This window comes from Brevibacillus choshinensis (genome assembly GCF_016811915.1).
Classification (GTDB): Bacteria; Bacillota; Bacilli; order Brevibacillales; family Brevibacillaceae; genus Brevibacillus; species Brevibacillus choshinensis_A.
On the sequence record NZ_CP069127.1, the window covers coordinates 5,440,096 to 5,466,880 of the forward strand.

At 52.6% G+C, this 26,785-nt stretch carries 23 protein-coding genes; 9 read left to right on the plus strand and 14 right to left on the minus strand.

Going from position 1 to position 26,785, the window contains the following annotated elements; translation table 11 throughout:
* Positions 1–139: 139 nt before the first annotated feature.
* Together JNE38_RS27240 and JNE38_RS27245 are read left to right on the plus strand one after the other, a co-directional pair.
* Positions 140–418: an ArsR/SmtB family transcription factor gene (locus tag JNE38_RS27240; protein WP_428993741.1), complete on the plus strand. Its 279-nt coding sequence runs from the start codon at positions 140–142 to the stop codon at positions 416–418.
* 140 nt (positions 419–558) lie between these two features.
* Positions 559–1,740 carry an MFS transporter gene (locus JNE38_RS27245; RefSeq protein WP_203354181.1) on the plus strand — a complete coding sequence of 394 codons (1,182 nt, stop codon included), beginning with the start codon at positions 559–561 and terminating at the stop codon, positions 1,738–1,740.
* A gap of 94 nt (positions 1,741–1,834) precedes the next feature.
* Here JNE38_RS27245 and JNE38_RS27250 read toward each other — a convergent pair whose 3' ends face one another.
* Positions 1,835–2,791 (minus strand): proline dehydrogenase family protein, encoded by a 957-nt coding sequence (locus tag JNE38_RS27250; RefSeq protein ID WP_203354182.1) that lies wholly within the window; start codon positions 2,789–2,791, stop codon positions 1,835–1,837.
* A gap of 124 nt (positions 2,792–2,915) precedes the next feature.
* Between JNE38_RS27250 and JNE38_RS27255 the strand changes: the two genes are divergently transcribed.
* A complete protein-coding gene (locus tag JNE38_RS27255; protein ID WP_203354183.1) occupies positions 2,916–4,346 on the plus strand; it encodes a MocR-like pyridoxine biosynthesis transcription factor PdxR in 1,431 nt (476 codons plus the stop codon).
* Between the two features lie 101 nt (positions 4,347–4,447).
* Here JNE38_RS27255 and JNE38_RS27260 read toward each other — a convergent pair whose 3' ends face one another.
* From JNE38_RS27260 to JNE38_RS27275, 4 genes are all read right to left on the minus strand, one after another.
* Positions 4,448–6,007 carry a malate:quinone oxidoreductase gene (locus JNE38_RS27260; RefSeq protein ID WP_275296732.1) on the minus strand — a complete coding sequence of 520 codons (1,560 nt, stop codon included), beginning with the start codon at positions 6,005–6,007 and terminating at the stop codon, positions 4,448–4,450.
* A 385-nt stretch (positions 6,008–6,392) separates the two neighbouring features.
* Positions 6,393–7,550, minus strand: a complete 1,158-nt coding sequence (locus tag JNE38_RS27265) for an MFS transporter (protein ID WP_203354185.1) — start codon at positions 7,548–7,550, stop codon at positions 6,393–6,395.
* A gap of 57 nt (positions 7,551–7,607) precedes the next feature.
* A complete protein-coding gene (locus tag JNE38_RS27270; RefSeq protein WP_203354186.1) occupies positions 7,608–8,159 on the minus strand; it encodes a PadR family transcriptional regulator in 552 nt (183 codons plus the stop codon).
* A 524-nt stretch (positions 8,160–8,683) separates the two neighbouring features.
* On the minus strand, positions 8,684–9,010 hold the full coding sequence (locus JNE38_RS27275) for a DMT family transporter (RefSeq protein WP_203354187.1): 327 nt from the start codon (positions 9,008–9,010) through the stop codon (positions 8,684–8,686).
* A gap of 128 nt (positions 9,011–9,138) precedes the next feature.
* Between JNE38_RS27275 and JNE38_RS27280 the strand changes: the two genes are divergently transcribed.
* Both JNE38_RS27280 and JNE38_RS27285 read left to right on the plus strand, forming a co-directional pair.
* The gene (locus JNE38_RS27280) at positions 9,139–9,714 is read left to right on the plus strand and encodes a GNAT family N-acetyltransferase (RefSeq protein ID WP_203354188.1); all 576 of its coding nucleotides are present in this window, start codon (positions 9,139–9,141) and stop codon (positions 9,712–9,714) included.
* A gap of 16 nt (positions 9,715–9,730) precedes the next feature.
* On the plus strand, positions 9,731–11,053 hold the full coding sequence (locus JNE38_RS27285) for a serine hydrolase domain-containing protein (RefSeq protein WP_203354189.1): 1,323 nt from the start codon (positions 9,731–9,733) through the stop codon (positions 11,051–11,053).
* 18 nt (positions 11,054–11,071) lie between these two features.
* Here JNE38_RS27285 and JNE38_RS27290 read toward each other — a convergent pair whose 3' ends face one another.
* Both JNE38_RS27290 and JNE38_RS27295 read right to left on the minus strand, forming a co-directional pair.
* Positions 11,072–12,430: a ribonuclease H-like domain-containing protein gene (locus JNE38_RS27290; RefSeq protein ID WP_203354190.1), complete on the minus strand. Its 1,359-nt coding sequence runs from the start codon at positions 12,428–12,430 to the stop codon at positions 11,072–11,074.
* Complete coding sequence (locus tag JNE38_RS27295) at positions 12,420–14,702, minus strand: DEAD/DEAH box helicase (RefSeq protein ID WP_203354191.1); 2,283 nt, start codon at positions 14,700–14,702, stop codon at positions 12,420–12,422. The genes JNE38_RS27290 and JNE38_RS27295 overlap by 11 nt, the downstream gene beginning before the upstream one ends.
* A 166-nt stretch (positions 14,703–14,868) precedes the next feature.
* On the opposite strand from JNE38_RS27295, the gene JNE38_RS27300 reads away from it, so the two are divergent.
* Both JNE38_RS27300 and JNE38_RS27305 read left to right on the plus strand, forming a co-directional pair.
* A complete protein-coding gene (locus JNE38_RS27300) occupies positions 14,869–16,323 on the plus strand; it encodes a SulP family inorganic anion transporter (RefSeq protein ID WP_203354192.1) in 1,455 nt (484 codons plus the stop codon).
* 131 nt (positions 16,324–16,454) lie between these two features.
* Complete coding sequence (locus tag JNE38_RS27305; RefSeq protein ID WP_203354193.1) at positions 16,455–16,892, plus strand: MarR family winged helix-turn-helix transcriptional regulator; 438 nt, start codon at positions 16,455–16,457, stop codon at positions 16,890–16,892.
* A 99-nt stretch (positions 16,893–16,991) separates the two neighbouring features.
* Here the strand turns inward: JNE38_RS27305 and JNE38_RS27310 are convergent, their stop codons facing one another.
* Positions 16,992–18,152, minus strand: coding sequence for an iron-containing alcohol dehydrogenase (locus JNE38_RS27310; RefSeq protein ID WP_203354194.1), 1,161 nt, complete (start codon positions 18,150–18,152; stop codon positions 16,992–16,994).
* 148 nt (positions 18,153–18,300) lie between these two features.
* On the opposite strand from JNE38_RS27310, the gene JNE38_RS27315 reads away from it, so the two are divergent.
* Both JNE38_RS27315 and JNE38_RS27320 read left to right on the plus strand, forming a co-directional pair.
* Positions 18,301–19,863: a vWA domain-containing protein gene (locus tag JNE38_RS27315; RefSeq protein WP_203354195.1), complete on the plus strand. Its 1,563-nt coding sequence runs from the start codon at positions 18,301–18,303 to the stop codon at positions 19,861–19,863.
* Between the two features lie 126 nt (positions 19,864–19,989).
* A protein-coding gene (locus tag JNE38_RS27320; protein ID WP_203353188.1) for an IS3 family transposase occupies positions 19,990–21,134 on the plus strand; the annotation gives its coding sequence in 2 pieces (ribosomal slippage) (positions 19,990–20,263 and positions 20,263–21,134; 1,146 coding nt in all).
* Positions 21,135–21,222: 88 nt separating this feature from the next.
* Here JNE38_RS27320 and JNE38_RS27325 read toward each other — a convergent pair.
* The 6 genes from JNE38_RS27325 to JNE38_RS27350 all read right to left on the minus strand — a co-directional run bounded on the left by JNE38_RS27325 (position 21,223) and on the right by JNE38_RS27350 (position 26,661).
* Positions 21,223–22,359 (minus strand): HlyD family secretion protein, encoded by a 1,137-nt coding sequence (locus JNE38_RS27325; protein WP_238933477.1) that lies wholly within the window; start codon positions 22,357–22,359, stop codon positions 21,223–21,225.
* Between the two features lie 30 nt (positions 22,360–22,389).
* On the minus strand, positions 22,390–23,952 hold the full coding sequence (locus JNE38_RS27330; RefSeq protein WP_203354197.1) for a DHA2 family efflux MFS transporter permease subunit: 1,563 nt from the start codon (positions 23,950–23,952) through the stop codon (positions 22,390–22,392).
* Between the two features lie 12 nt (positions 23,953–23,964).
* Positions 23,965–24,621, minus strand: a complete 657-nt coding sequence (locus tag JNE38_RS27335; protein WP_203354198.1) for an HlyD family secretion protein — start codon at positions 24,619–24,621, stop codon at positions 23,965–23,967.
* Between the two features lie 102 nt (positions 24,622–24,723).
* Complete coding sequence (locus JNE38_RS27340) at positions 24,724–25,284, minus strand: amine oxidase (RefSeq protein WP_203354199.1); 561 nt, start codon at positions 25,282–25,284, stop codon at positions 24,724–24,726.
* Between the two features lie 87 nt (positions 25,285–25,371).
* Complete coding sequence (locus tag JNE38_RS27345; protein ID WP_203354200.1) at positions 25,372–26,040, minus strand: phosphatase PAP2 family protein; 669 nt, start codon at positions 26,038–26,040, stop codon at positions 25,372–25,374.
* An 18-nt stretch (positions 26,041–26,058) separates the two neighbouring features.
* Positions 26,059–26,661 carry a DedA family protein gene (locus JNE38_RS27350; protein ID WP_238933478.1) on the minus strand — a complete coding sequence of 201 codons (603 nt, stop codon included), beginning with the start codon at positions 26,659–26,661 and terminating at the stop codon, positions 26,059–26,061.
* Positions 26,662–26,785: the final 124 nt, after the last annotated feature.

Here is a 26,785-nt window from a genome sequence, read left to right on the forward strand (position 1 = left end):
TTCTAATCGAGCGAACAACTGCGGCTCCACTTCTTCGCGAGCAGAAGTTGGTGTATTTACTTTTTTGTTTCCGCATGCTATTGTTATTTCGAAAATATTAGAAATACAAAAGGAACGACGACGAAGGGGGCTCACGGTGTTGGATAACAGCAGCGAAACCAATCAAGCAATCAAAGTGCATAGAGCCCTGGGAGAACAAACCCGCTACCGGATTATCCAAATCCTCACAAAGGAAAGCAATCTGTGTCCGGCTGATTTGGAGAGCCGACTGGAATCCGTAGCTCTTTCCACACTGTCCCATCACTTGAAGCAGCTGGCCGAGTGTGGTTTGCTCCTCTCTCAAAAAAAGGGGACCTATATTTACTACAGCTTAAACCCAGATACGCTGAAAAAATTTGCTCCCTATTTGCTGGATTAATTTTTCATTTATATTTCCATGTATCTAGAAATATAAAAACAAAGTCCAACTCCTCCATCGTTCACTTTCGGCGTCGTCATCGCTATTATTTCTATATTTCTAGAATCATAAAATAATTAGAAAGAAAGAGGTTGGTACACATGTCGAAAGGTTGGAAGATTTACATTCTCGCCCTGATCAGCTTTTTGGTTGGAACATCGGAATACATCATCGCGGGCATTCTTGACAAGATTTCTGCCAGCTTGTCTATTTCGGTCGTCGCCGCTGGTCAGCTGATTACGGTTTTCTCCCTCGTCTACGGTCTGGGCACTCCTGTCTTGATTGCCTTGACGGCGCATTGGGAACGGCGCAAGCTGCTTCTTTACGCACTTGGTCTCTTTGTCCTGGCTAATGGCCTTGCCTTTGCTCTTCCCGGTTACGGCTTGTTTATTGGCGCTCGCATCCTGATGGCTCTCGGTGCCGGTGTTGTCGTTGTCACTGCTTTGACGGTTGCCGCAAAAATTGCCCCGCAAGGCAAACAGGCGAGCGCCATCGCTACGGTCGTGATGGGCTTTACTGCTTCTCTGATCGTCGGCGTGCCTGTCGGGAGAATGGTCGCCGCTGCCTACGACTGGAAAGTGATCTTTGGCGGGATTGGCGCTCTCGGATTGCTGGCCATGCTGATCATTTCCCTCACAATCCCCAAAACTCAAGGCGATGCCCCGATTCCTTTGCGTGAACAAATGGCTCTGCTCAAACATCCCAGGATCTTTCTGTCACTGTGCGTCAGCTTTTTTTGGCTGGGAGGATATTCGCTTGCCTATACGTATATCGCCCCGTATTTGCTGACCGTCACGGGGATGAACGAGGGCACGCTAAATACAGCGTTGCTTGCATTCGGCATCGCGAGCTTGATCGGTTCAAAATTGGGCGGATACAGTGCCGATCATTGGGGCGTCTATCGCACTCTGCTATCTGGCATGGTCTTGCATATCGTCACACTGCTCTCCCTCAGCATCGCGACTCATTCTCCCGTCTTCGTCTTTGCTTTGCTGATCCTGTGGTCATTCGCAGCTTGGTCTTCCGGACCTACGCAGCAGTACCACTTGGTCACCCTGGCGCCTGCATCCTCCGGCATCATGCTGAGCCTCAACAGTTCCGTGATGCAGCTCTCCATGGCGGCTGGAGCAGGGATTGGAGGCATTGTCGTCGACAGAATTTCCCTGCAATCGGTTACGTGGATCGGGGGCCTTGTGGTTGCCATCGCACTCGCCATCATCTATGCTGTGTACCGTCCCTCGAGGGCAGAGAGCGTAAGATCCGACAGCATGCACCAGGCGTAATTGCCGAAAGGGCAGCCTGCTGCGGAAAGACAGGAAAAAGCCTTTGTTCGGTCCGCTGCGCCGAGCGAAGGCTTTTTGACTTTTTTGATCGTTTTCAATACCCCATGTCGGCTGTTCGAGATGGATCAAACATATCCGCGATCGCCTTGTGGATATTCGGCGGGTACTCCGCGATCCGATGGCACAGATACAGGTACCACTCTTTCCCGTAGGTGAGATACAAGCGAACTGGAAATCCCTTTTGCTGCAAGCCCTGCGCCAGCTCGGGGCGAACGCCGTAGAGCAGCTCCAGCTCTGCTTGTGAATGGCTCAAGTAATCTCGCTGCAGCAGCTCGTCAACCATGCCCTGATCATGAGTGGCGAACGCACAGGCATGCCCCTCCTCCATGCACATCTCGGCAAGCTGAAGATAGCGTTCGTTCAGCTCAGTGGAGCGCGCCAATGCTATGTCCCGCGACTCCATGAACGCACCCTTGACCAGGCGAATTTTTCCTGGCAATGCCAATACGCGTTTGAGGTCCTCCACCGAACGATGCAGATGGGCCTGAATCGTGATGCCGACATTTTCGTGACGATGTGCCAGGCGTTCATACAGCGCAAGGATGGCCTCTGTCTTCGATGACTCCTCCATGCTGATCATCAGGTAATGACCTTTGTACGCCGCCGCTGCTGCCATTTCCTCCACATGAGCAAAAGCCAGCTGTGGATTCACCAGAAGACCTACATGCGACAGATCAAAAGAGATGCCAGCAGGTTGTCTCAGCGCTGCGCAATCGTCGATGACAGCCATCAGCTCCTCTTTCGCCTGCTCGCACGCTTTTGCATCGGTTGTGTTTTCTCCCATGTACTCGACGGAAAGACGGTAACCCCTCGCTTCCAGATGCTCTGCCCGTGACAATGCTTCCTGGCGGGTCTCTCCTGTCACATAGCGCTTGGCTGCCGAGAGCAGCAGCGGGTACAGCGTGCTGGAACCCAAAACCTTCTCTTTCAATCCTTCGTCGCGGGCGATCGTTCGCAGGACCTCCGCCGTCATTTGCTCATCACTGAACATGTCTCTATCTCCCTTCGTGCCACGCAGGCTTCTCTCTATCCACCCTACCATGGTAAGCTGAAGACGATTAGATCCAGTTTGCCGTCATTTAGACAGATCCAGTTTGCGAGGAGGTCCCTTTTGCTTGGCATGGGTAATGATTGATCGAGAAAAGCCGGTTCCTTTGATCCGACAGCTATATACAGAATTGTGCGCCATCATCTTGCGCGGAGATTGGGAGGCTGGCCAAAAGCTGCCGTCGACACGCAAGCTGGCTGAAGAGCTGCAGATTTCCCGCAACGTCGCGGTAGAGGCGTACGAGCAACTGTACGCGGAAGGCTACATCGAGAGCAGGCAAGGGTCGGGCTACTACGTCTCAGCCGGAATCTATCTGGAGCAGCATGCCCGGCATATAGAAGTTCTTTCGACAAGAGAAATTCCAGTCGATTCTGCCTCCCAGACGATCGATTTTCGCTCAGGGGTGCCTGCCTTGGAGCATTTTCCCCGGACGACATGGGGCAAGATCGTCCAGCGCGTCTGTCAGGAAGCTCCCCTCTCCGCTTTTGGATACGGTCGTCCCGAGGGTCGCTTCGAGCTGCGCCAGGTGATCAGCCGTTACCTGTACCGCACGCGTGGCGTCCAGTGCAAGCCCGAGCAGATCGTCATTACATCCGGAGCTACCCAAGCGCTCACACTGATTGCAAAGGTGCTTTTGACAAGCGGCAGCCGCGTCGTGATCGAAGACCCCATTACGCAGGACATCCAAACCATCTTCAAGACAGCGGGCGCTGTGCTGCTGCCTGTCCCTGCCGATGAGTTCGGGCTCGTCACGGATCAGCTGCCAGATCCCCATGCTTCATCGCCCAGCTTTGTCTTCGTCACGCCTTCGCATCAATTTCCTTTGGGCGGCACACTGCCGATCAAGCGTCGTCTGCAGCTGATCCGTTACGCCCGCGAGTCAGGCAGTTACATCGTCGAGGACGATTACGACAGCGAGTTTCGCTACGACAGTCCACCGATCAGCTCCCTCCAAGGCTTGGCTGAGGAGCGAGTCATCTACATCGGTTCGTTCAGCAAGATTCTTTCCCCTGGGCTGAGGCTCGGCTATCTCGTCCTGCCCCTCGACCTGGTCGAACGCTACCAAAGCGCCAAGTGGTTTTCCGATCTGCACACCCCTACCATCGAACAGCTTGCACTCGCCGTTTTCATTGAGGAAGGTCATCTGGAAAAGTACATCAATCGGGTGAAAAAAGTGTACCGAAAACGCAGACAAACGCTTTGCGAGGCACTGGAACGGGCGTTTTCCGAGACGGGGAACATTCGCATACTGGGGGCATCCGCTGGCCTTCACATTGTGGTCTCCTTTGCCGGCATCCGCTTTTCTCCCGTGCTGCTGAATCAGCTGGAGAACACTGGCGTACGCGTCTATCCTGTTGAGGAACATGCGTTATCCCCCGGCAGACATACCGACAAGCTGATCATCGGGTATGGAAACGTGTCAGAGCAACAGATCGAGGAAGGTGTCCGAAGGCTCTACTCCGTTCTTTCCTCGGTCGAAAATGCAGCCGGCGTTTGAAATGGCTGAGCTCCTCTGGCCAGACATAGCAAAACGGCCCAAGTCCAGTAGTTTCAATGGACGAAGGCCGCTTCCCTTTGTTTCATTATTGATCATGCTGACTAGACGAGTGCCAGTTCATTGGTTAGACCAAGCGCCCGCCCTGTAGACGTATGAATTTCCTCGATCAGTTCTGGGTGTTGCAATAGTGACAAGCCATAAGAAGGAATCATTTCTTTGATTTTCGGTTCCCACGCTGCCAACTCTTGCGGGAAGCATCTTTTGATGACCTCAAGCATGACGGAAACCGCGGTGGAAGCACCCGGAGAAGCCCCGAGCAATGCGGCTACCGAACCATCGGCTGCGCTAATTACTTCCGTACCAAATTGCAGCGTTCCTTTGCCAGCTGCGGTATCTTTGATTACTTGCACACGTTGACCTGCTACCACGGTATCCCAATCCTCGCTTTTCGCGTTCGGGATGAACTCGCGAAGCTCTTCCATACGCTGTTCTTTCGATAGCATGACTTGCTGGATCAGGTATTTGGTCAATGGAACGTTTTTGGCGCCAGCTGCCAGCATCGTGAAGACATTGTCCGGTTTTACGGAACCTAGCAAGTCAAATAGGGAACCGGTTTTCAAGAACTTTGGCGAAAAGCCGGCAAACGGTCCAAAGAGCAGCGATTTTTGGTTCTCGATGAATCTTGTGTCAAGATGCGGAACAGACATTGGAGGCGCACCGACCTTGGCTTTCCCATACACTTTTGCGTGATGCTGGGCTACAACCTCCGGATTCTTACATACCATGAACAGTCCGCTAACCGGGAAGCCTCCAATATGTTTTCCTTCAGGGATACCTGTTTTTTGCAGCAGTGGCAGGCTTCCCCCACCGCCACCGATAAAGACGAATTTTGCCTGATGATGCTCAACCAGACCGCTCTCGACATTGATCACTTTCAAATCCCACAAGCCGTCGTTCGTACGGCTGATATCTTCTACACTGTGTTTGTATCTGACATCGACGTTTTTGCTTTGCAAGTGGTCAAACAACATGCGTGTCAAAGAGCCAAAGTTGACATCCGTACCAGATTCGATTCTCGTTGCCGCGATCGGCTCGTTCGAATCCCGGCCATCCATAATCAGCGGGATCCATTCCTTCAGTTTTTGAGGGTTATCGGAGAATTCCATCCCTTGAAACAAAGGATTGTTAGACAGTGCTTCAAAACGTTTTTTCAAAAACGATACGTTTTGTTCCCCTTGAACCAAACTCAAATGAGGCAATGGCATGATGAATTCATGCGGGTTACGGATCAGATTGCTGTTTACAAGATAAGACCAAAACTGTTTGGAAACCTGATACTCTTCATTGATTTTCAAAGCTTTGCTCACATCAATGGATCCATCCGGTTTTTCGACGGTGTAATTGAGCTCACACAGTGCTGCGTGCCCCGTACCGGCATTGTTCCATTCGTTAGAGCTTTCCTCTCCTGCGCTTGCGAGCTTTTCAAACACTGTGATTTTCCAGTCCGGTACTAATTCTTTCAGCAGCGTTCCCAAAGTCGCACTCATGATTCCGGCACCAATTAAGATAACGTCTGTTTTAGATTGTCTGTTACTCATTTTTACCGTCCTAACTCGCTGATATTTGAAGAAAAGATACCAGGTGCTCCTGCAAGGGCACAACGCCAAGCAAGGGTGCAACCTAGTCACACACCTTTTCTGGATCAATGATAACCTGTTAATAGTGTAACACTATTGCTTATAGAATAAAATATTTGCTATTAAATGCTAGTAAAAAGCTATACAAAAGTCTCAAAATTTTAGTAATGACATACTCTTGCAGATAAGCTGCGAGACCCTCTCCACTCCCCTGCAAACACAATAAAACCAAGGCCTTTGCCCGACTGCACGAGGGGGCGTGGCTTTGGTTCCTTCGTCCCGAAGTTAGTTTATTTTGGATATTCCTTTTTCCATTCGTCGAAGGGGAAGCGCTGCCAGTTGTTGCTGCATATGGAATATTGCTTTGTCCCACACCTTTTTTTGGCTTCTCTCTCCTTTATCGTCTCCCCTACCCTGCATGGACTTGATCCTTGCCTTCCGACAGCTTCCTGCGCGCGAATATCACGAACACCAAAGCTGAAATCGCGACGGACCCTGCGCAAACCATAAACAAGACCCCGTAGCCTGCATACTGGGATACCCAGCCTAGAGCGATCGAGCCCAGCCCGATTCCGAGATCAAACGCCGTCATAAACGATGCAGTCGCGACCCCTCTCTTTTCTGGATGTGCCAGACGCAGATTGGCTGCCTGAAGCGCTGGCTGTGCGGAACCGAAGCCCAGCCCGTACAGCAGAGCTGCGACAATGACCCCGCCGAGCCCGCTCGATACGCTCAGCACAATCAGAGAAGCCACCGTGACCACCAAGGACGGAACGATCACGTTCACTTCCCCGAGCCGGTCGGAGAGCTTGCCTGCAAACGGCCTAGCCAACGTCAGCGCCAGCGCGTACACGAGGAAAAACGTGCCTGAGTTGATCTTGATCGATTCTGCGAATAGCGGCAGGAAGGTCGTAATCCCTCCGTACGCCACTGCGAGGAAGAAAAGAGCCGACGTAACGGGCAGTACCGATTTCTCGAAAATCTGTATTCGTTTTGTCCCTGCTTTTGGCTGGAACGGAATAGCAGTTGTGAGCACCAGCAAAAATGCTGCGACAGAAAGACCTGTCGCTAGCAGAAACAGACTGTGGAAAGATCCCTGCTGGATGATCCAGATCCCGAGCATCGGTCCAATCGCCATCGCTACCGTCGTCGCCATCCCGAACCATCCCATACCTTCTCCGCGCCGCGAAACCGGGATGATATCTGTGACAGAGGTGCTGACCGCTGTTGTAGAGAAAGCCCAGCTGGCTCCATGGAGGATGCGGAGTGCCAGCAGAATCGCAATGCCGCCAATCCGGTCGTACAAATACATCGACAACGTAAAGAAAACGAGCCCCCAGAGCATGAAGGGACGCCTGCCGTATCGATCGAGCAGCCCCCCGACGAAAGGTCGAAATACGACCGCAGTCAATGTGAATACCCCAGCCGCCAGTCCGACTTGCGCCTCACTGCCGCCCATTTGTTTGATAAATAGCGGCAGCGTGGGAAGCAGCAAATAAAAGCCTGTAAATAATATCAACATCCCCAGCATCATCTGGATGAATGACTTCGTCCATAAACGTTCCATTCGTTTTCCCTCCTCAATCGCACGCAGCTCAATGCACCATCGCCCAGCGGTTCCCCCTTACTCCTCCTGAATCTGAACGCGCTCGATCTCTTCTCTTACCCACTGCATGTCGACCTCACCCAGCCGCTTTCGATGATCGAACACCCGCAAGAGCTGAACGCGCTGCTTTTCCGGCTCCGGCATATTCGCTAAGAGATAGGCTTCAAATTGGGACACGTATCGATAATTTTTCTCCACGATTTGCAAATACTGCTCCAGGCAATCTAGACGGACTTCTTTTGTAACGTATTGAAAATACACCATTTTGAAGCGGAAAGTGAGCTCTGTCTCTGCTCCCGCGTCGGCATCCAACGGCGAGGCCATCATCTCGTAGAACTTCTCTCTCCCCGCTTCCGTGATCCCGTATATTTTCCTCGTACGCCCTCCCTTCGTTTCCTCTTCGACCTGCAGATGGATCCAGCCCGCTTCCGTCATCCGGGATAGCAGCGGATACAACGTTCCTGAGCTGATTTTCCGTACGAGTCCGACGGCATTTTTCAGAACATCCTGCAGCATGTAGCCGTGCTTGTCACCCGTCATCAGCTCTCCCAATACAAACAATTCGTACAACCCTGTTTCCTCCGCTCTACACTTATATGTCGATTCGATATATATAATATATATAATATATATCGTCACGACTTATTTATCTACCCCATTTTTCCATTTGTGCTGAAGAGTACAAAAAGCCATTCACCCATGAGTCGCTTACCCCCATGGGTGAATGGCTTTCCGAGAATGATCTCATTGAATTCCAGCCCGCACTAGAACCTCCGACAGCACCAAGGTGGACAAAATCTGCAAAATTCAGGACAACGACGCCTACGATCTCGCCCCTGTCCGAAGCCCGATTCAGGCGGCGGATACCCTGGCCTTTGAGACGGAGAAGAATACGAGGATGGGTAGTAGGCAGATTGGTTGTAAGACGAAGATTGGGATGACGACCAATATGGACTTGGATTATACATGCTGTCGCCCTCTTTCCTTGTAAAATTTGGATGACTATATGTGTATATGCAGGGGAACATTCACCCGCATAGACGAGTAACATCCCAGAGGGCCAAAATAAGGTATCAACCTACGCCCTTTCCTCCTCAGCCATGAGCGCCTCCTCCCAGGTTCAGCAGGACACACCCTCCGATAATCAGCGCAATGGCAATGACTTTTTTCACCGTAAGTGCGTCGTGAAACACGATAACGCCAATCACCGCGACTATCGCCGTTCCCAGCCCCGACCAGATCGCATAAGCCGTTCCGACTTCCATTTCCTTTAGCGCGAGACTCAGCGATGAGAAGCAAAGAATATATAACACAAACATCATCACCGTGGGAATCGGCTTGCTCAGCCCTTCAGACAGCTTCATAGATGTAGTGCCGGCCACCTCAAACACAATCGCCAGCAGCAAATAAACCCAATGCATGTTCTCCCCACTCCCCATTTTCTTCCATGTTTACATATATGGTGTTTTCCATTATGTCAAAACTCCACCTATCCAACCATACACGAATTCGGTATGATGTTAAAAAAAAATGGTAGGTGGATTTCCCCATGTCAATTCCAGAATCAGCACAAAAACCCGTGCGTTTTTTAGAAGGAGAACGCGTCTATTTGCGTCCGATCGGATTGGACGATACAGACTGGTACTTCCGTTCCCTTTACAATCGCGAGAGTCGCCGTCTCACAGGCACCCAAAAGCATTATTCACGCGAGCAAATCCAGCAGTATATCGAGAGCAAGGCGCAGGATTCCTCCAGTGTGCTGCTGCTCATTGCACAGCGTGACAACGACCGGGTAATCGGAGATATTCAGATCGGCGCGATCGATACCTTCAACCGAAACGCCTATCTCCGCATTGCCATCGACCAGCAGGAGAACCAAGGAAAGGGCTTTGGCAGCGAAGCCATTCGCCTCATGCTGGATTACGGATTTGGCATTCTGAACCTCCATCGGATCGAGCTCAATGTCTTTGCCTACAACGAACGGGCCGTCCATACGTATGAAAAACTCGGTTTTCAGCGGGAAGGTGTGCAGCGTCAAGCGCTCTATTACGATCACGCCTATCACGACTCGATTCTCATGTCGATGCTGGCAGAGGAGTATCGGGCAAAATACCTCCGTTCATAGAAAGAGGCGACACACCATGAATACACTCTCCGCCTTGGAAGATTACCTGAAAGGGTACGCTGAGCGCGGTTCCTTTAACGGTGCCCTGCTTCTCGCCAAGGACAATGAAGTCCTCCTGCAAAAAGCGATGGGCTATGCAAGCCATGAATACGGCGTGAAAAACACCACCAAAACCAAGTTCCGAATCGGCTCCATCACCAAGGGCTTCACCGCGATGGCGCTCTTGATTCTTTGCGAAAAAGGCCTGGTTCGTCTAGAAGATCCGATCCAACTCTACTTGGAAGACTTCGTCTACGAGGAGCCCGTGACCATTCATCACCTGCTCACCCACACTTCAGGAATTCCGAACTTCACGAGCCATCCGAGCTACTGGGCCACTACCATGAGATTGCCCACCACGCTCCAGCAAACGGTTCAGTCCATTGCCCGTATGCCACTAGAATTTGCGCCGGGGACTCACTATCAGTACTCCAATTCCGGGTACATCCTGTTGACCGCCATTATTGAAAAAGTGTCCGCAGTCTCCTATTCCAGCTTTTTGCAAGAGCACATCTGGCTCCCTCTAGGGATGCTGGACACGGGCTGTGAGGAAAGCCGCTCCGTGATCAAAGGGCTGGCGACTGGATACACCGTTTGGGAAGAGTACATCCATACCGAATACATCGATATGACCATCCCGAGAGGAGCTTACGGCATGTATTCGACCGTTGAGGACTTGTGGAAATGGGACCAAGCCCTGTATACGGAGCAGCTTGTTTCGGCAGAGTGGATCGACAAAATGTTTACACCGTACGCAGATCACTACGGATATGGCTGGGCCATCCACCATTCTGGCGGGAGAAAGATCACTAGCCACTTCGGAGATATTAACGGTTTTCAAAGCGATCTGTACCGCAGTGTGGATGACCGCCTCGTCGTCATCGCTCTGAGTAACGTAAACCTGACTCCTGTCACAAAGATCACGAGGGATATGGCTAAAGTCGCATGGGGAGAGCCAGTCGAATTCCTGTCTCGAAAGAATGGATTTCTTCAGGAAACGGCAGACGCAATCACGCAAAGCACCGGGACCTACATCGCCCCCTCCAACGAAGGTATGCGTGTAGAAATCACAGCTGAACCCCATGGAATCTTTGTTACCCATCCCAAAATGTACGGAGTCCCCTACAAATTTCCCTTGCGTCTCGCGGCACACACGGCGGAATACGTGGAGTGGGCGGCTGATATGGTCAACGAAACGTTTCAAGTATTCGTATCCACCGATCAGAAAGGCTGCGACCTGCTGTTTACAGATGAATTCGGAAAGACAGAAAAGCTTTTCGCCGCAGCAAAAAGGAGCTGATCCCATTCAGCTCCTTTTTCACAGCATTCCGCGCATCTCTTCCTTTGCTTCCAGACGCTCGATGCGTTTTTGAAAAGCCTGCGCTTCGGCCTTTGAACGGTTGCGCAGCAGGCTCCCTCGCTTCTTCCATTGCTCATAGGCGAGTCGCGTGTAGTGCAGGGCTTTCTCCCAATCCTTCAGCTGATGCTCATACAGCTTCGCCGCCTCGATGTAGACTTCTTCCGGCACATGCCCAGGTGACTCCATGCACGATTCCCAGATATGCAAGGCACGTTTCCAATCCTTTTGCTTTTTGTACAGATGACCGACGGCGAGCTTGGCCCGGACATTCCAGGGATGGTCGCTGTGGGCAACAGTCAAATACGCCTGCAGCGCTGTTTCCCCATCGCCCAGCGCATCGTACCAGCGCGCGATTTCATAGCGCTCCTCCTGGGACACCTCTTCCCTCTGATGCAGGAGAAGCAAGCGGGAGACGTGGATGTAGAGGGTAATCAGCGACAGAACGTCGATTTCGTTGTGCTTCAGCACACCTTCGATCACGTCCGGGTCTTTGGAGTGGAGGAAGTCAAAATAACGGACAGGAGCCAAATAGCCGGGCAAATCGTCCTCCCGATACACATTCAGCTTTTCCTGCTCGATGATCGCAAGACGGCACGACTCCAGCTCGTCCTTCCACAATCTCCTCGCGCCATGCAGCAAATCCAGATGCCCAAACGTCGGCAGCGCCTGCACCTGATCGCGGATCAACGTATGCCGGGTCCGCACCTGCGGCCAGTCAAACGATTTGCCATTGAAGGTCACCAGGTGAGACGACTGCTTGGCCTGCTCCAAAAACGAATGGTACAGCGTCACTTCCGCGGTAGGAGCCGACAAGAAATGCTGGCGAACGACCACTTCTTCTCCCTCTAAGCGACTGTACCCCAGCAAGAAGACCGTGTTTCCCGCTCCGCCTGACAAACCTGTCGTCTCCGTGTCAAAAAACAGCAGATCCTCCGCCCGTCTTCCAGCCGAAGACAGAGGATGCTGCCTGCCAGACGCCTCCCACGCAGCGATCGTATCATGCAGCTGGGCAAAGGAGTACGCTCCATGCTGCTGACGGAGCGGATAGCGGACTTCACGGATCATGACGTGCTCATCTTCCCACACATAAGGACTCGCCTGCATCCTCTGCCATCGTTCGGCAAACGGAATGACAGGCTGCGCGGCTTGCTCGACTGGCTGTACCGCCTGTTCAGCCGTATCCTTCGCATCCACCGCTTCTGCTGACTCGTTGGACTGTGCCGATCGTTCAGGCCCCTGAGTTCCCAGGTCCTTGCTCTTGTCCGCCTCCAGAGACAGATGCCCCTTCATCCGCTGCAGCTTGGATTTAAGAGACATACGCGCTGCCTCCTTGGGCGACCCGCAAGAGTGTCAACGCCAGCTCCTTGCTGCCGTCATCCGTCGCTCCGACACAAGATGGACAGCCTGTTTCGCATGGGCACGAGACGATCATCCGCTCCGCTTGAGAGAGGATCGTCCTCATCTCTTTGTAGACCTGTTCAGACAACCCGATGCCTCCCGGATAGCGGTCATACAAGAAGATCGTCGGCTCCTGGGAATGCACCGCCTTGCGCTGCGGAATGACATGCAGGTCCATCGGGTCGCACATGACGAACAGCGGAGCCACGTGCTGGAGCACATGAGCCAGGCCCACCAGCCCCCGCTCCACATCCTCTGTCCCGATTTCCGCCAGCAGCGTATCCGAAAAGGCGATCCAAGCGGCATTCGTGTGCAGCTCTTCCTCCGGCAAATGAATCGGACCGGAGCCGATATTTTCATGGGTCTCAAACTTGATTTTCTTGAAGATCGTCGCCATCGCATGGACGGACACCTCCCCGTACGCAAAGGAGCTCTGACCTTCGCGGCGGTATTGGTCCTGCTCCAGCACTTTCAGCTGAACAGCCAAATTGGCATCCGTGTAATAATCGACGGAAACTTCCCGGACGTACGCCTTCTTTTCCTCGTAGTCGAGCTTTTCCACCTGATACTGCGTCCCTTGGTGCAGGTAGATTGCTTCCTCGTGCAGCAGCGTCATCGAGCTGAACCGGTCCATTTCCCCGATGACCCGTTCATTGCCGCGCTCGCTGATGTCGATGATGACTACATTTTCCTGCGAGGCAGACCGCAGACTGATGTTGTGCGCCGGGAACGAGTCGTTCATCCAGAACCATTTGCCTTTGGAATGATGCAGGACCTGCTCCTCCGTCAAAAATTCCAGAATCTCCACGATCTCCGCGCTGCCGAACTGATCGCCCTCACGAAACGGCAGCTCGTACGCGGCGCACTTCAAGTGATCGACGAGGATGATCAGATTGTCCGGGTTGATCCTTGCTGTCTCCGGACTTCGGTCAAAGAAGTACTCCGGGTGAGAAATGACGTACTGATCGAGCGGCGTAGAGCTGCCGACCATGACGACGACAGACTCGCCCTGCCTTCTTCCCGCCCGGCCTGCCTGCTGCCATGTGCTGGCGACCGATCCTGGGTAGCCGGTGATCACACAGGCTTGCAGCTGCCCGATATCGACTCCCAGCTCCAGGGCATTCGTGCTGACGACCCCCATGATGTCGCCATTGCGCAAGCCCCGCTCGATTTCCCTGCGCTGGCTTGGCAGATACCCGCCGCGATAGCCCTGAATCGTCTTGGGGCCGAGCTTTCTCTTGATCAATTCCTGCAGGTACGTGAGCAGGATCTCCACGCGGACGCGGCTGCGGGCAAACAGAATCGTCTGGATGCCATTCACGAGAAACTGCTCGGTAATGTCGCGAGCTTCCAATGTGGCACTGCGCCTGATGTTCAGCTGGCGATTGACTACCGGCGGATTGTAGAACAGAAAATGCTTGATGCCAGCTGGGGCACCGTTGTTGTCCACCAGCTCCATCCGCTCTTCCGTCAGCTGCTCCGCGAGCTCCTTGGGATTCGCGATCGTGGCGGACGTGCAAATAAACTGGGGATGGCTGCCATAAAAGGCACAAATCCGCTTCAGGCGGCGAATGACATTGGCGACGTGACTGCCGAACACGCCGCGGTATGTATGCAGCTCGTCAATGACGACGTATTTCAGATGCTCAAAAAAGGATACCCACTTGGTGTGGTGAGGCAGGATGGCCGAGTGCAGCATATCGGGATTGGTAATGACGATATTCCCTGCCTTGCGCACCATCTGCCGGATGTTGGCTGGCGTGTCTCCATCGTACGTCTCTGATTTGATGGACAGCCCCATCTCGGTGATCAGCTCGTGCAGCTCGCTCTTTTGATCCTGTGCCAGCGCTTTGGTCGGAAACAAATAAAGCGCCCGCGCCTGTGAATCCTCCGACAAGGTCTGGATGATCGGCAAGTGATAGCACATGCTTTTTCCCGATGCGGTCGGGGTCACTGCCACGATGCTTTTGCCTTCGCGCACATGGCGAAAGGAAGTTTCCTGATGCGTATATAAAGAAGAAATGCCCCGCTTTTCAAGGGCTCCTCGGATTCGTACATCCAGCTGGCTAGGAAAAGGCACCGTTTTGGCCTCTCGCGCCGGGATTGTTCTCCAGTGCGCGATATTGGACAGGAATCGCTCATCCTGCCGAAAGCTATCGAGAATCTCGGTCATGCTTTTTTTCATTTTCATCGACATCACCTTCTTTGATTCAATTTTACGAATGGATGTTCGTGATGTAAATGAATTTATTCTGGATAAACCACACTCGTTTATGTATAATCAGACACTGTATGCAACGGCCCCGACTTTTCTGCAAGGGGAAAGTCAATAATCTGCGAAAAAGTGAGGTAACATCTTGAACATTCAACAACTGAAAATGGATTGGTTCTCCAATGTACGCGGTGACGTATTGGCTGGAATGACCGTGGCCCTGGCTCTGATTCCCGAAGCGATTGCCTTCTCGATTATTGCCGGTGTGGATCCCATGGTCGGACTGTACGCTTCCTTCTGCATTGCTGTGACGATTGCCTTCGCTGGCGGAAGACCCGGAATGATTTCGGCGGCGACGGGTGCCATGGCTTTGCTGATGGTCAACCTCGTGAAAGAGCACGGCTTGGAGTACCTGCTTGCAGCCACCTTGCTGACGGGGGTCATTCAGTTCTTTCTGGGAGTTTGCAGGATCGGGAGGTTCATGACCTTTGTTCCCCATTCCGTCGTGATCGGATTTGTCAATGCATTGGCAATCCTTATCTTCATGGCGCAATTGCCGCATTTTGCTGGAGCATCCTGGGTGATGTACGCGATGGTGCTAGGAACACTCGCGATCATTTACGTTCTTCCACGCTTTACAAAAGCAGTTCCTCCTGCATTGGTAGCCATTATCGCGATGACAGCTATCACAATATTTGGCGGTCTGGATTTGCGCACGGTGGGTGACATGGGGCAAATCACGCGCAGCCTGCCGATGTTCCATCTGCCTGTCGTTCCTTTGAATTGGGAAACCCTGTTGATTATTTTGCCGTACTCGTTTCCTCTGGCGCTCGTCGGGATTCTCGAATCACTGATGACCGCTTCGATCCTGGATGAAATGACCGATACCCGAAGCGATAAAAACCGTGAAGTCAAAGGACAGGGCATCGCCAATCTGATCAACGGCTTCTTTGGAGGCATGGCTGGTTGCGCCATGATCGGCCAATCCGTCATCAACGTCAAGTCCGGCGGCCGCGGTCGTTTGTCTACCCTCGTCGCTGGCGTCTTCCTGCTGTTTTTGATCATGGTCTTGGGCGATATCGTGAAGCAGATTCCGATGGCTGCACTCGTCGGCGTCATGGTGATGGTCTCCATCGGCACCTTCGATTGGCAGTCCATCAAAAATTTGCGCAAGGTGCCAGTGAGCGACTCTCTCGTGATGATCATTACCGTAGCCATCGTCGTCGCTACCCATGACTTGGCGAAAGGTGTCATTGCCGGCGTCATTTTGAGCGCTGTCATCTTCGGCTGGAAAATGGCTCGTCTCAATTCCACTGAAAGCCTTAATGCCGACGGGACAAAAGAATACGCCATCTCAGGCCAGCTGTTCTTTGGCACGATGACCCATTTCGTCGATCAATTCGATTATCTGGCAGATCCCGAACACATCCGGATCGATTTGAGCCGCTCGCACGTCTGGGACCATTCTGCAGTGACGGCGATCTCCAAAGTCGTGGTCAAATATCAACAGCTTGGCAAACACGTATCCCTAGTAGGATTGAATGCAGAAAGTCAGAGGTTGGTGGACCGCATTGGCATTTTCTCTCCATCTGGTCACTGACCCTTACCCCGATCGCCTAAAGAAAAAGGATTCCGCCCGCACATCCATGCGGCTGGAATCCTTTTTTATGCCCATCTTTTTTCCCTTCAACACATAAGTAATTTGTTATAATGGGAGAGGGTGATGAAGTCATGAACGAATTGCTTCAGTATGCTTTTCGTATTCGCGCTGCCATGAACAAAATGCAACGGGATATTTCCATAGAGATGCAAAAACAGCACGGTGTCGATTTGACTCGGCCCCAGTGTTACTTGCTCTCCCTCATTTCCACGGAAGAGCCGTGCAAAATAACCAGCCTCGCGAAGAAACTGGGAGTGCGGCCTAGCACCATATCCACGATGATCAATCGACTCGTCGATGACGGCTATGTCTCCCGCGAGTACGGCCATAACGATCGGCGCAATGTGCTGGTATCCATCACCGCTCGCGGCAGTGAAGTGCTCAAGAGAGATGTAGAAAATTACGGCAAAGTCCTGCAGCAATTTATCGGTGCTTTGGAAGCGGATGAATTGGAAACGTTTACGCGGACATTTGAGAAAATTTCTTCCATTCACGAGTTGAGGTCATAGCTTGGTGGGCTACTGCTGCAAGGGATTCAAGCTTATGGAAAACAGCTTTCGGTAGCATCAGGTCACGCGAATGTTCACGTGACCCATTTTTGCTGGCAATCAAGCGCCGTACGCTTCCTCCAGAATGGCGAGGTAGTCCTCTGCCGTAACCGTACGGACATTGCTAGGCGTGGATCCGTTTTTCATGGACAGCTCCACGATCCGCGGGAAATCCTCTACCTTGATCCCGGGCAGATCCCTGAGCTTGGGAATGTTCAGGCTCTCAGTCAAAGCCGCAATTCCCCCAATCAGTTTGTCGATGGCCTGATCGTCTGAATCTGCATCGACGGCAAACCCCATAAACCTTGCAAGCCTCGCGTGCATCGGCTTGTTTTCTGCCGCGTTGAATTTGAGTACATAGGGCAGAAATACCGAGTTGGCAATGCCATGCGGGGTATCGTACAAGCCTCCCAGCGCTTCCGCCAGACAATGAACAGCCGCTACGTCCGCCGATCCAAAGCACAGTCCTGCCATCAGGCTGCCCTCCAGCATCGCATGCCGGGCTTCCTCATCCTGTCCATTTGCATACGCCGCAGGAAGTGCCCGCACAATCGTCTCCATCGCCCTTGCACCGAGCGCTTGCGAGATCGGATTGGTCACTTTGCACGTGTACCCTTCAATTGCGTGCACCAAAGCATCGACCCCCGTAGCCGCCGTAACCGCCTGCGGCACGCTGTACGTCAAAACGGGGTCGAGCACAGCCAGCGTTGGACGCAAATTCGCATGCTTCAATGTCATTTTCCGATGGGTAGTCGATTCTGTAATGACCGCTGAACGTGTCACCTCGGAGCCCGTACCCGCTGTAGTCGGTACGCAGATGATCGGCGCAATATTCGTATAAGAGAGGCGGCCGTCCGCGTAATCGGCAGGCGTCCCGCCATTTGGTCCGCACAGCGCGATGGTTTTCCCCGTATCCATGGCGCTTCCTCCACCGATAGCGACCACGGCATCGGCGGCAGCATCGCGAAACGCAGCGGCGCCTGCCAGACATTCCGTATCGCGAGGGTTCTGACTGAGTCCATCAAACAGCGTCACGCGAAAGCCCGCTTCCTGCAGCGCAGATTGAATGGGGGCCACCAGTCCGGCACGGATCACGCCAGGATCGCTGACCAACAGAACCGAGGACCCGATCTCCATCGCTTTCAACAGGGACGGCAGCTCTTTCGCTTTCCCCTTCCCCATTTCGATGCGTGTCGAGCAAAAATAGCTGTATGCTTTCATTGAATCTCCTCCCCATTACTTTTCTTCCATCATACAAGTGATGGACGAGCCTTGCCAGACCTCAGTCAAAATAGTTTAAATTTTCGACCATCGAACTGTAACATTCCTTTTTTTTCCACGTCCGATAGGCAAAGGGGGTTATAGAGAGATGAGAAACATCGTAAAAGCCAGTACAATCACGTTTTTGGTCGCATCCTTGGTCGGTTGCAGCGCAAGCGAGCAGAGCTCACAGCAGCCTGCCTCGACGGCACAATCAGGAGGAGCGCAAAATCAGCTGGCAGCTCGGCCAGAAAGCGCAGCAAGCAAGGCAGCTCCTCGTAACAGCATGGCAGATACGGCATTCATGAAAAGGCAAGGCATGACGCGGCCATCCGGCGCAGACGACATGTACTTCCAGCATTACGGCACGAACCCATTCATCTCCACCGACGACGACAATCTTTCCACGTTTGCCGCCGATGTCGACACCGGCTCCTACACCCTTACCCGCAGCTACATCCAGGAAGGCTCACTCCCACCGCCCGATGCCGTGCGCGTAGAAGAGTTCATCAACTACTTCCCTGTGAGCTACCCAGCTCCCCAGCAGCAAACGTTTGGCATCCAGGTAGATGGCGGCCCTTCGCCCTTTGGATCGGGCTATCAATTAGTGCGCATCGGCATCAAAGGAAAAGAAATTTCACCTGAAAACAGAAAACCAGCACACCTCGTCTTTGTCATCGACGTCTCCGGCTCCATGAATCGGGAAGACCGACTGGAGCTCGTCAAAAAGAGCCTTCGTGTCCTGGTCGACCAGCTCCAACCGGCCGATACAGTGGGCATCGTCGTCTACGGAACCCAAGGGCGAGTCATCCTCGATCCCACCTCCGCAAAAAACCGTCGGACGATCCTTTCCGCTATCGACGAGCTTTCACCCGAAGGCTCCACCAATGCCGAAGAAGGTTTGCAGCTCGGTTATGAAATGGCGGATCGATCCTTTGAGAGAGGCGCCATCAATCGCGTCATCCTATGCTCGGATGGAGTGGCCAACGTCGGGGAAACGGAAGCAAGCGGAATTTTGCGAGCCATCGAAGACTACGCACGCAAGGAGATTCACCTCAGCACATTCGGCTTCGGCATGGGCAACTACAACGACGTGCTGATGGAACAGCTGGCAGACAAAGGCGAAGGACAGTATGCGTACATCGACTCATTCTCCGAGGCTCGGCGCGTCTTCACCGAGGCCTTGACCGGGACCCTGCAAACCATTGCCCGTGATGTGAAGATTCAGGTGGAGTTTGACCCGAAAGCAGTAGCTCACTATCGCCTGATCGGCTATGAAAATCGGGATGTGCGAGACGAGGACTTCCGCAATGACCGAACCGATGCAGGAGAGATCGGCTCCGGGCACAACGTGACAGCCCTCTACGAAGTGAAGGTTCGGGAGGAATCCGCCGACAAGCTGGGAGACGTCCGCATCCGCTACCATAACGTCTCGACAAAAAAAGTCGAGGAAGTGAGCCGTCCCCTGCAAATTCAATCCAAGCTCTCCTCCGAGCTGCAATTTCTCGCCGCCGTGGCTGAATTTGCCGAGATCTTGCGTCAGAGCGCTTGGGCAAGTGAGGGCACAACCCTGCGCGAGGTGCTAAAGCTGGCTGAAGCATCGGCGACAGGCGAGCAACAGCTGGAATTTGTCCGACTGGTCAAGGATAGTCTCGCCATTCGCGGTAACTGAGCCGTAAAACCAAGAACCTCCCGACACGATCGGGACTGACCCCGTAATGTGAGACAAATCAAAACACCTTCAAGAGAAAACAACTATGTCGTAAGATATGGGGACAACCTTGGAGGTGTTTTTGCGTTGGCAACAAGAGTTAGTTATCCCGTAGAAATTAAAATGAAAGCAATTGAAATGCGTCTTGCAGGCGTCACCAAAAAGCAGATCATGCAAGAACTAAATATAAAAAATAAGACCCAAATTCAACAGTGGATGCGCTGGTATCGTAGTGGAGACGTTCATCGTCTTCAGCAACCTGTAGGAAAGCAATACAGTTTTGGAAGAGGGCCGATGTACGATTCTGAACTGGAACAGGTCAAAGCAGAGAATCGTTTTCTAAAACAACAACTGGACGTTCTAAAAAAGTTAGAGGAGTGGGAAAGGAGGTGTCACCAGAAGTAATCGTTCCTTGGATGGAGTCCATTCGTGGGCAAGTAAGTGTGAGCCAAGCTTGCGCGTGGCTTGGTATCCCTCGTTCTACCTACTACCGTTGGAAAGCTGCATACGGGAAAAGAAACGAGGATCTCGTTGTGGGAAAGATTCGGCAATTATGTATTCAACATAAGTTCCGTTATGGGTATAGAAAGATTACAGCTCTGATGCGAGCTGAGATGTCTATTAATCATAAACGAGTACAACGTATCATGCAGCGTGAACAACTACAATGCCGAGTGAAGGTGAAGAAACGCAAGACAACAGGTCAACCTTCTTATGTAGCAGATCATCTCCTGCTGCGACAATTTCAAGCAAGTGCCCCAATGCAGAAATTAGTGACCGACATTACTTATTTACCTTACGGAAGTAAACTTTTATATTTATCGAGCATCATGGACTTGTACAACGGTGAGATTGTGGCATACAGTATTTCTGACAAGCAAGACACATCGTTAGTCCTCGATACGCTATATCAACTGCCAGACCAACCTGGAATGATGCTTCATAGCGATCAGGGCAGCGTGTATACGTCTCAGGCGTATCAAGCAGCAGTAAAGGGAAAAGGCATTACCATGAGCATGTCCCGTAAGGGTACGCCCGCTGATAATGCCCCCATCGAGTCGTTTCATTCCACACTAAAGTCTGAAACGTTCTATCTCGATAATTTTATCTGTACGACGACGGCCATCGTTGTACAGATTGTCCAAAACTACATTCATTACTATAACTCAATTCGCATTCAAACGAAACTAAACAACCAGTCACCGATTCAATTTCGGCAACTGGCTGCTTAAATGGCTAAGGTGTTTTGATCCCTGTCCTACGGACGGGGGTCAGTCCCATCGCAGGGAGGTTCTTTTTTACTCCGGGACATTCGTCGACTCACAGGCTGACGATCCCCGTCATTCCGGAGCGAAGAGCTCCCTCTTTGTTTTCGATGACGACTTTGACAGTAAACGTGTCCGTGCCCGCATCCGCTTTGGGACTGATTCTCTCCACCTTGCCGCGGACCGTCTTGTGCAGCGCGTCCACGGCCACATCGACTTCTTTTCCAATATAAAAGCGCTCCAGATCTTTCTGTGCTGCACCAATCACCACGTAGACCTTTTCCGTATTGACCACGGTCATCGCAGCGGCATTCGGGCTGATCATCTCGCCTGCATGAATGATTTTGGCGCTCACGTATCCTTTGATCGGGCTTTTGACTGCCGCATTTTTCAGCTGGTATTCCGCATTGTCTACCACCGCTTGCGCCCGCTCCACTCCAGCGGAGTACTGGGCGATCTGCTCCGGCGTCGCACCGTTTTTGGCCTTGTCAGCCATCGCCTTCATCTGCTCCACGTTGGCTTGCAGCGCTTGCAAGGTCGCCTGTGTCGCCCCTTGCTTTGCAAGGGCCAAATCCTCTTCGCTCCGCCGGAATTGTGCCTCCGCCTGGGAGCAGGCGGACTGGGCATCCTCCAAAGCCTGCTTGGATACGGCTCCCTGAACATAAAGCGCTTGTATCCGATCACGTTTGGCAGCATTCAGATCCCGAACCGCTTTCGCCGATTGATAGGCTGCTTCGAGCTGTGCCATTTCTTCCGGACGTTTGCCGTTTTTCACGTCCAGGTATTTCTGATTGGCCTGCTGCCATCCAGCCTCAGCATATTGCACTTCCTCGGTGCGCGTCCCCTTTTTCGCTTCCTCCCATTTCGCCTTCGCCAGCGCCAAATCCGCTTTGGCGATCCGCAGACTCGCAGCCAGCTCTTCCTGTTCCAGGGCAAACAACGGAGCCCCAGCGTCAATTTCATCTCCGGTGTCCTTGAGAACGGCTGCGACTCTTCCCGGGGACTTGGCGAAAATCGCCACTTCCTCGATTCCCTCCACCACTCCGGCAAATGAGCGGGTCTGATCTGCCGCTCGTGCAGTCGACTGGCCCGGATTCACAGCCCCGCTCAATGCGACAGGCTGCACCGTGCCGCAACCGGAAAGCACTGTCATCAGAGCCGCTCCCACCCATACATAACTCCATTTATGCATCCTCATTGTTACCTCCACCTCTTCGATCGATTACTCCAGCATGGCAGGCTGGGATTTTGATTCTGGTGATGCTTGCAGCGCGTCTTTGTTTTCTTTCACGATCAGCATGAGAAGCAGCGCGGCGACCATGATCAGCGCCGCGACGAGCAAGCTGTCCTGCAGTGCCGCAATTCCAGCGTATTTTTTGACGAGCTGGCCCATGAGCTGCAAGGCGGATGCAGCTGCTTCCTGTACGGACAATCCTTTTGCCGCGTACATTTGCTGCCACTGCTCCAAGGTCGACTGCACGACAGGCTGCGTCGCCGTCACCTGTTCGCTGGCATGGACCGCATGCTCTGCGCTGCGCCTCGAAAACAGACTGATCAATCCGGCGATCCCCATAGAGGTAGCGACTTGCCGCGAAACGTTGGTAATGACGGAGGCAGCCGGGACCCTGGCGGGATCGCCGACGGAGAGCAGCGGTATTTGCATCGAGGTCATCAAGCACATGCCGAGTCCAATGCCGCGAATGGCCAAAAGCCAATGAAGCGTAGAGACATCCGTATTCAAATCCACGTGGGAGATCAAAAATCCAGGGACGAGGCAAAAGGTCAACCCCACCACGATCATCGGCTTCAGACCGACTCTCGCTGCCAGCATACCGCTGATCGGAGTGACGATCCCTGATGCGATCGCCTGCGGCAGCATCAGCATGCCTGTATCCATGGCTGTTTTGCCAAGCATGTTCTCGGAGTAAATCGGCAGCAAATAGATGACGCCAAAATTCCCCACCATGATCATGCTGTTCACGAGCAGCCCCAGCGTAAAGTCTCGCTTGGCGAACAGTCGGATATCGACCAGTGGATATCTTGTCGTAAGCTCTCGGGCTACAAACATGGCGCCGCTGATCAGCGCCGTGAGAAACAGCGAGACGATAAAGAAGGAATCCCAGCCCTTTTCCTCTCCTTTGGTGACAGCCAGGAGCAGACTGACCAGAGCCGCAGCCGACCAGAGGAAGCCAGCAGCGTCGAAGGGATGATCCTTTTTCACTTCGCCCTCCCGCAAAAACCGCCAAACCAGCAGCATAGCCAAAATCCCGAATGGAAGATTGACTGTAAAGATCAACCTCCAATCCATATGCTGAACGAAATAACCGCTCAGCGTCGGCCCTACCGCCGGAGCGACAAACACAGATATTCCGAATATGCCCATGGCCGGCCCCATCTTTTCCCGAGGCACCACCAGTTGGATCATCGACTGGCCGATCGTCATCATCAGCCCGCCGCCTGCCGCCTGAATCACACGCGCGGCGATCATGCTTCCGTTGCTCCATGCCAGGCCGCACAGGAGCGAGCCGAGCGTAAAAAGAAACAGGCTGGCCAGATAGCTTTTCTTGCTTCCAAATCGTACTCCGACGTAGCCCGCGAGCGGTATGACGGCGGCCATCGTCAGCGTGTAGATGGTGATGACCCACTGAATCTCCTCCGTAGATGCACCAAACACGTGCATCATTTCGGGGATGGCGACATTGACGATGCTCGTATCCAGCACGGCCATGAATGTCCCCAGCACGATGGCAAACACTCCGGGCCAAAAGCTTTCCTGCGGATTCATTCCCCCACATCCTTATCTCACGCGAATGGTGACCTTGGCATTCAAGCCCGGCTGAAAATCATAGGGACCTTCTGTAAAAGCGATCTTGATTGGAATCCTTTGTGTCACCTTGGTGAAGTTGCCCCCCGCGTTGGTGGGCGGCAGCAGGGAAAAGGTCGATTGGGTCGCTTCTCCGATTTTGGTGACGGTCCCTTTGAAGGTGCGGCCGGGGTACATATCCAGCTCGATGTCTGCCTCTTGCCCGATCCGAATGTACCCTGCTTCCGTCTCTTCCACGTTTGCCTGCACATACAGCTGGCGTTTATCTACGACCAGTGCGATCGTATTTCCCGCTCCCACGACTTCTCCCGCTTTGGCGGCCCGTTGCAAAATGACCCCGCTGATCGGCGAGCGGATCGTTACATTTTCCAGCTGATTAGGGGTCGAGACATTGACCTGCTCCTGCTCGGCAATGATCTGGCCGCTCTGCACCTCGCTGCCTTCGTCGACCTGTACGCTCCCCAGCTTTCCAGCAACTTTTGGCGCGATCTTGTATATATCACCTGTGACCATCGCGTCTTCTGTCTTCACGTAATAGTAGCCCTGATAGCCGTAATACCCGACGACTCCCGCAATCATCAACACGACTGCAAGGAAAATGAGCTTCCGATTCGGCTTCTTTTTTTCCATTCCTTCTTACCTGCCTCTCCTTGGGAATCAAGATATCACAAACCGACTGGCGGTTTGTATCTGGCCAAAAAATGGGGAGCTTCATCTAGGCTAGCTCCTTCGTTACCCTTGTTTATTCAAGAAAATGCGTTTGGCAATCGGTCGTACCAAAATCGTAGCTGCCAGACCGATCAGATTCCAGACATGCACCAGTGTCACTCCGATATCGCCGGAAACGAGCCTCATCGCATACAGGACGGAACAGATCAAGGACAATGCAAACGCCGCTGCCCAAATCACGGTGAGCCAGAAATTAGAGACCAGGAACAAGCGGTGGGTCGTAAATTCAACAGGAACCACTTTCTTCGCGTACTGAAGAGTGAAGGGCTTTTTGGCGATCAGTGAAAGGACGGAAGCCAGAGTCAAAATTCCGTACATGAACAGCTGGGTAAAATCGAACAGATGAAACGAAGGCAGCAGCAAAGCGATCCAGAAACCGCAGAAGAAGTAAAAAACTTTGATGGTAATGATCGTTGTGACTTCCCCGAACCTCTTTTTTTGAAACAAATAGATCAGGACAGCAAGCACAAAACCGATGGCAAATCCGAGGGCAGGCGGCTCTACCTGAAAGGCAACAAAAAAGGGAATCAAATCGACAAAAATCCAGAACAACGTGAGAATCATGGGTTAAGCACTCCTCTTTATGCGGATCATTCGTTATGCTGTTATTTTACAAACCGACCGACGGTTTGTAAAGAATTATTTTCCACCTTACAGCCTCCTTTTTTCGACCACGATTCTCAGCCCAAGCAAACAGATCGCTACCCATGCTCCTCCTGCGGCATAGCCGGCAACGACATCGCTGGGGTAATGGACTCCCAGATAGATGCGGCTCGTTCCGATGAGGAAAATCAATGCCACCGCCAAGGTCACGATCGTCACCTTTACCGCACGGGAAACCACGAACATGTACAGAAAAATGCAAAGCATCCCGTACAAGATAAAAGAAGCCATGGAATGTCCGCTCGGAAAACTGTATCCTTTTTCCTCCACCAACCTCAGAAATGACGGTCTCTCCCGATGATAGCTCCATTTGAGCAACAGGTTAAACAGGACGCCTCCACCAAGGGCAAACAACAGAAAAAGGGCCTCCCATCTCTTTTTTTGCCACCACATCAGGCATGCGCTGACGACGGCCACCGTCAAAAGCGTCCACGTAGACCCGAGGAACGTCATGAACAGCATGAAAGATGTCAGATTTGGCGAGATCCCCGATTGGACCCAACCGATCACTGCAGAATCAAATACGCGAAGCTCCTGTTCGAGCATCTCGTCCCCCAATTTGGCAAACCCCGTTACAAATGCGACAAGAAACAGGAGGCAGAACCCGACATATCTTTTGGTTGTTCTGGAGAGCATGGCGTGCTTCGACTGATTCATAGATGAGGTTTCTTCCTTTCAGCCTGACCGGATGTTTTGGCGCCATTTCACGAGAAGATAGGCAGCGAGAGCAAGTGCGGCGGCAACCAGCAAAAACGTAATGCCATAGTGCCGGATGTAGACGACTACTTTGAACCATTCCTTCTGGAGTGCTTTGCCCAGCAAGAGAAAGGTCATGCTCCAGATGAGAGCTCCGGCATAGGAAAAGCCGGCAAAACGTCGGTAATCCATCGACGATATTCCAGCCAAATACGCAGATATGTGACGAATGCCCGGCAAAAAATAGCCGACGAGCAGCAAGTACGAACCGTAGCGTGCAAACAGCTTTTGGGTGGCCTCAATCTTCTTCGGTGAAATGTGGATATACGGCCCCACCTTGATCAGCAGCGGAAGCCCCCATTTCAAGCCAATGAAGTAACTGATGGTGATGCCCGCTGACGCTCCCAGAAAAGCGCTGAGAATCGTGTACGGCATGTTCAGCACTCCCCGAGAAACCGCATATCCGGCGTACGTCATCAGCACTTCATCAGGGATCGGAATTCCCAGAACCCCAAGCGCCAACGCAAAAAAAATCCCCACATATCCGTATTTCATCACAAACAAATCCAGATGCTGTTCCACGGCTACCTCCCTCTCCTTGTCCTTTTACATCCTATTCTTCCCCCATTCCCCGACATGCTGTCTTTTTTCTTTTGAGTAAAAAAACAACCTTCCTGCGGTACATGATACCTCTTTCCTTCCCCTG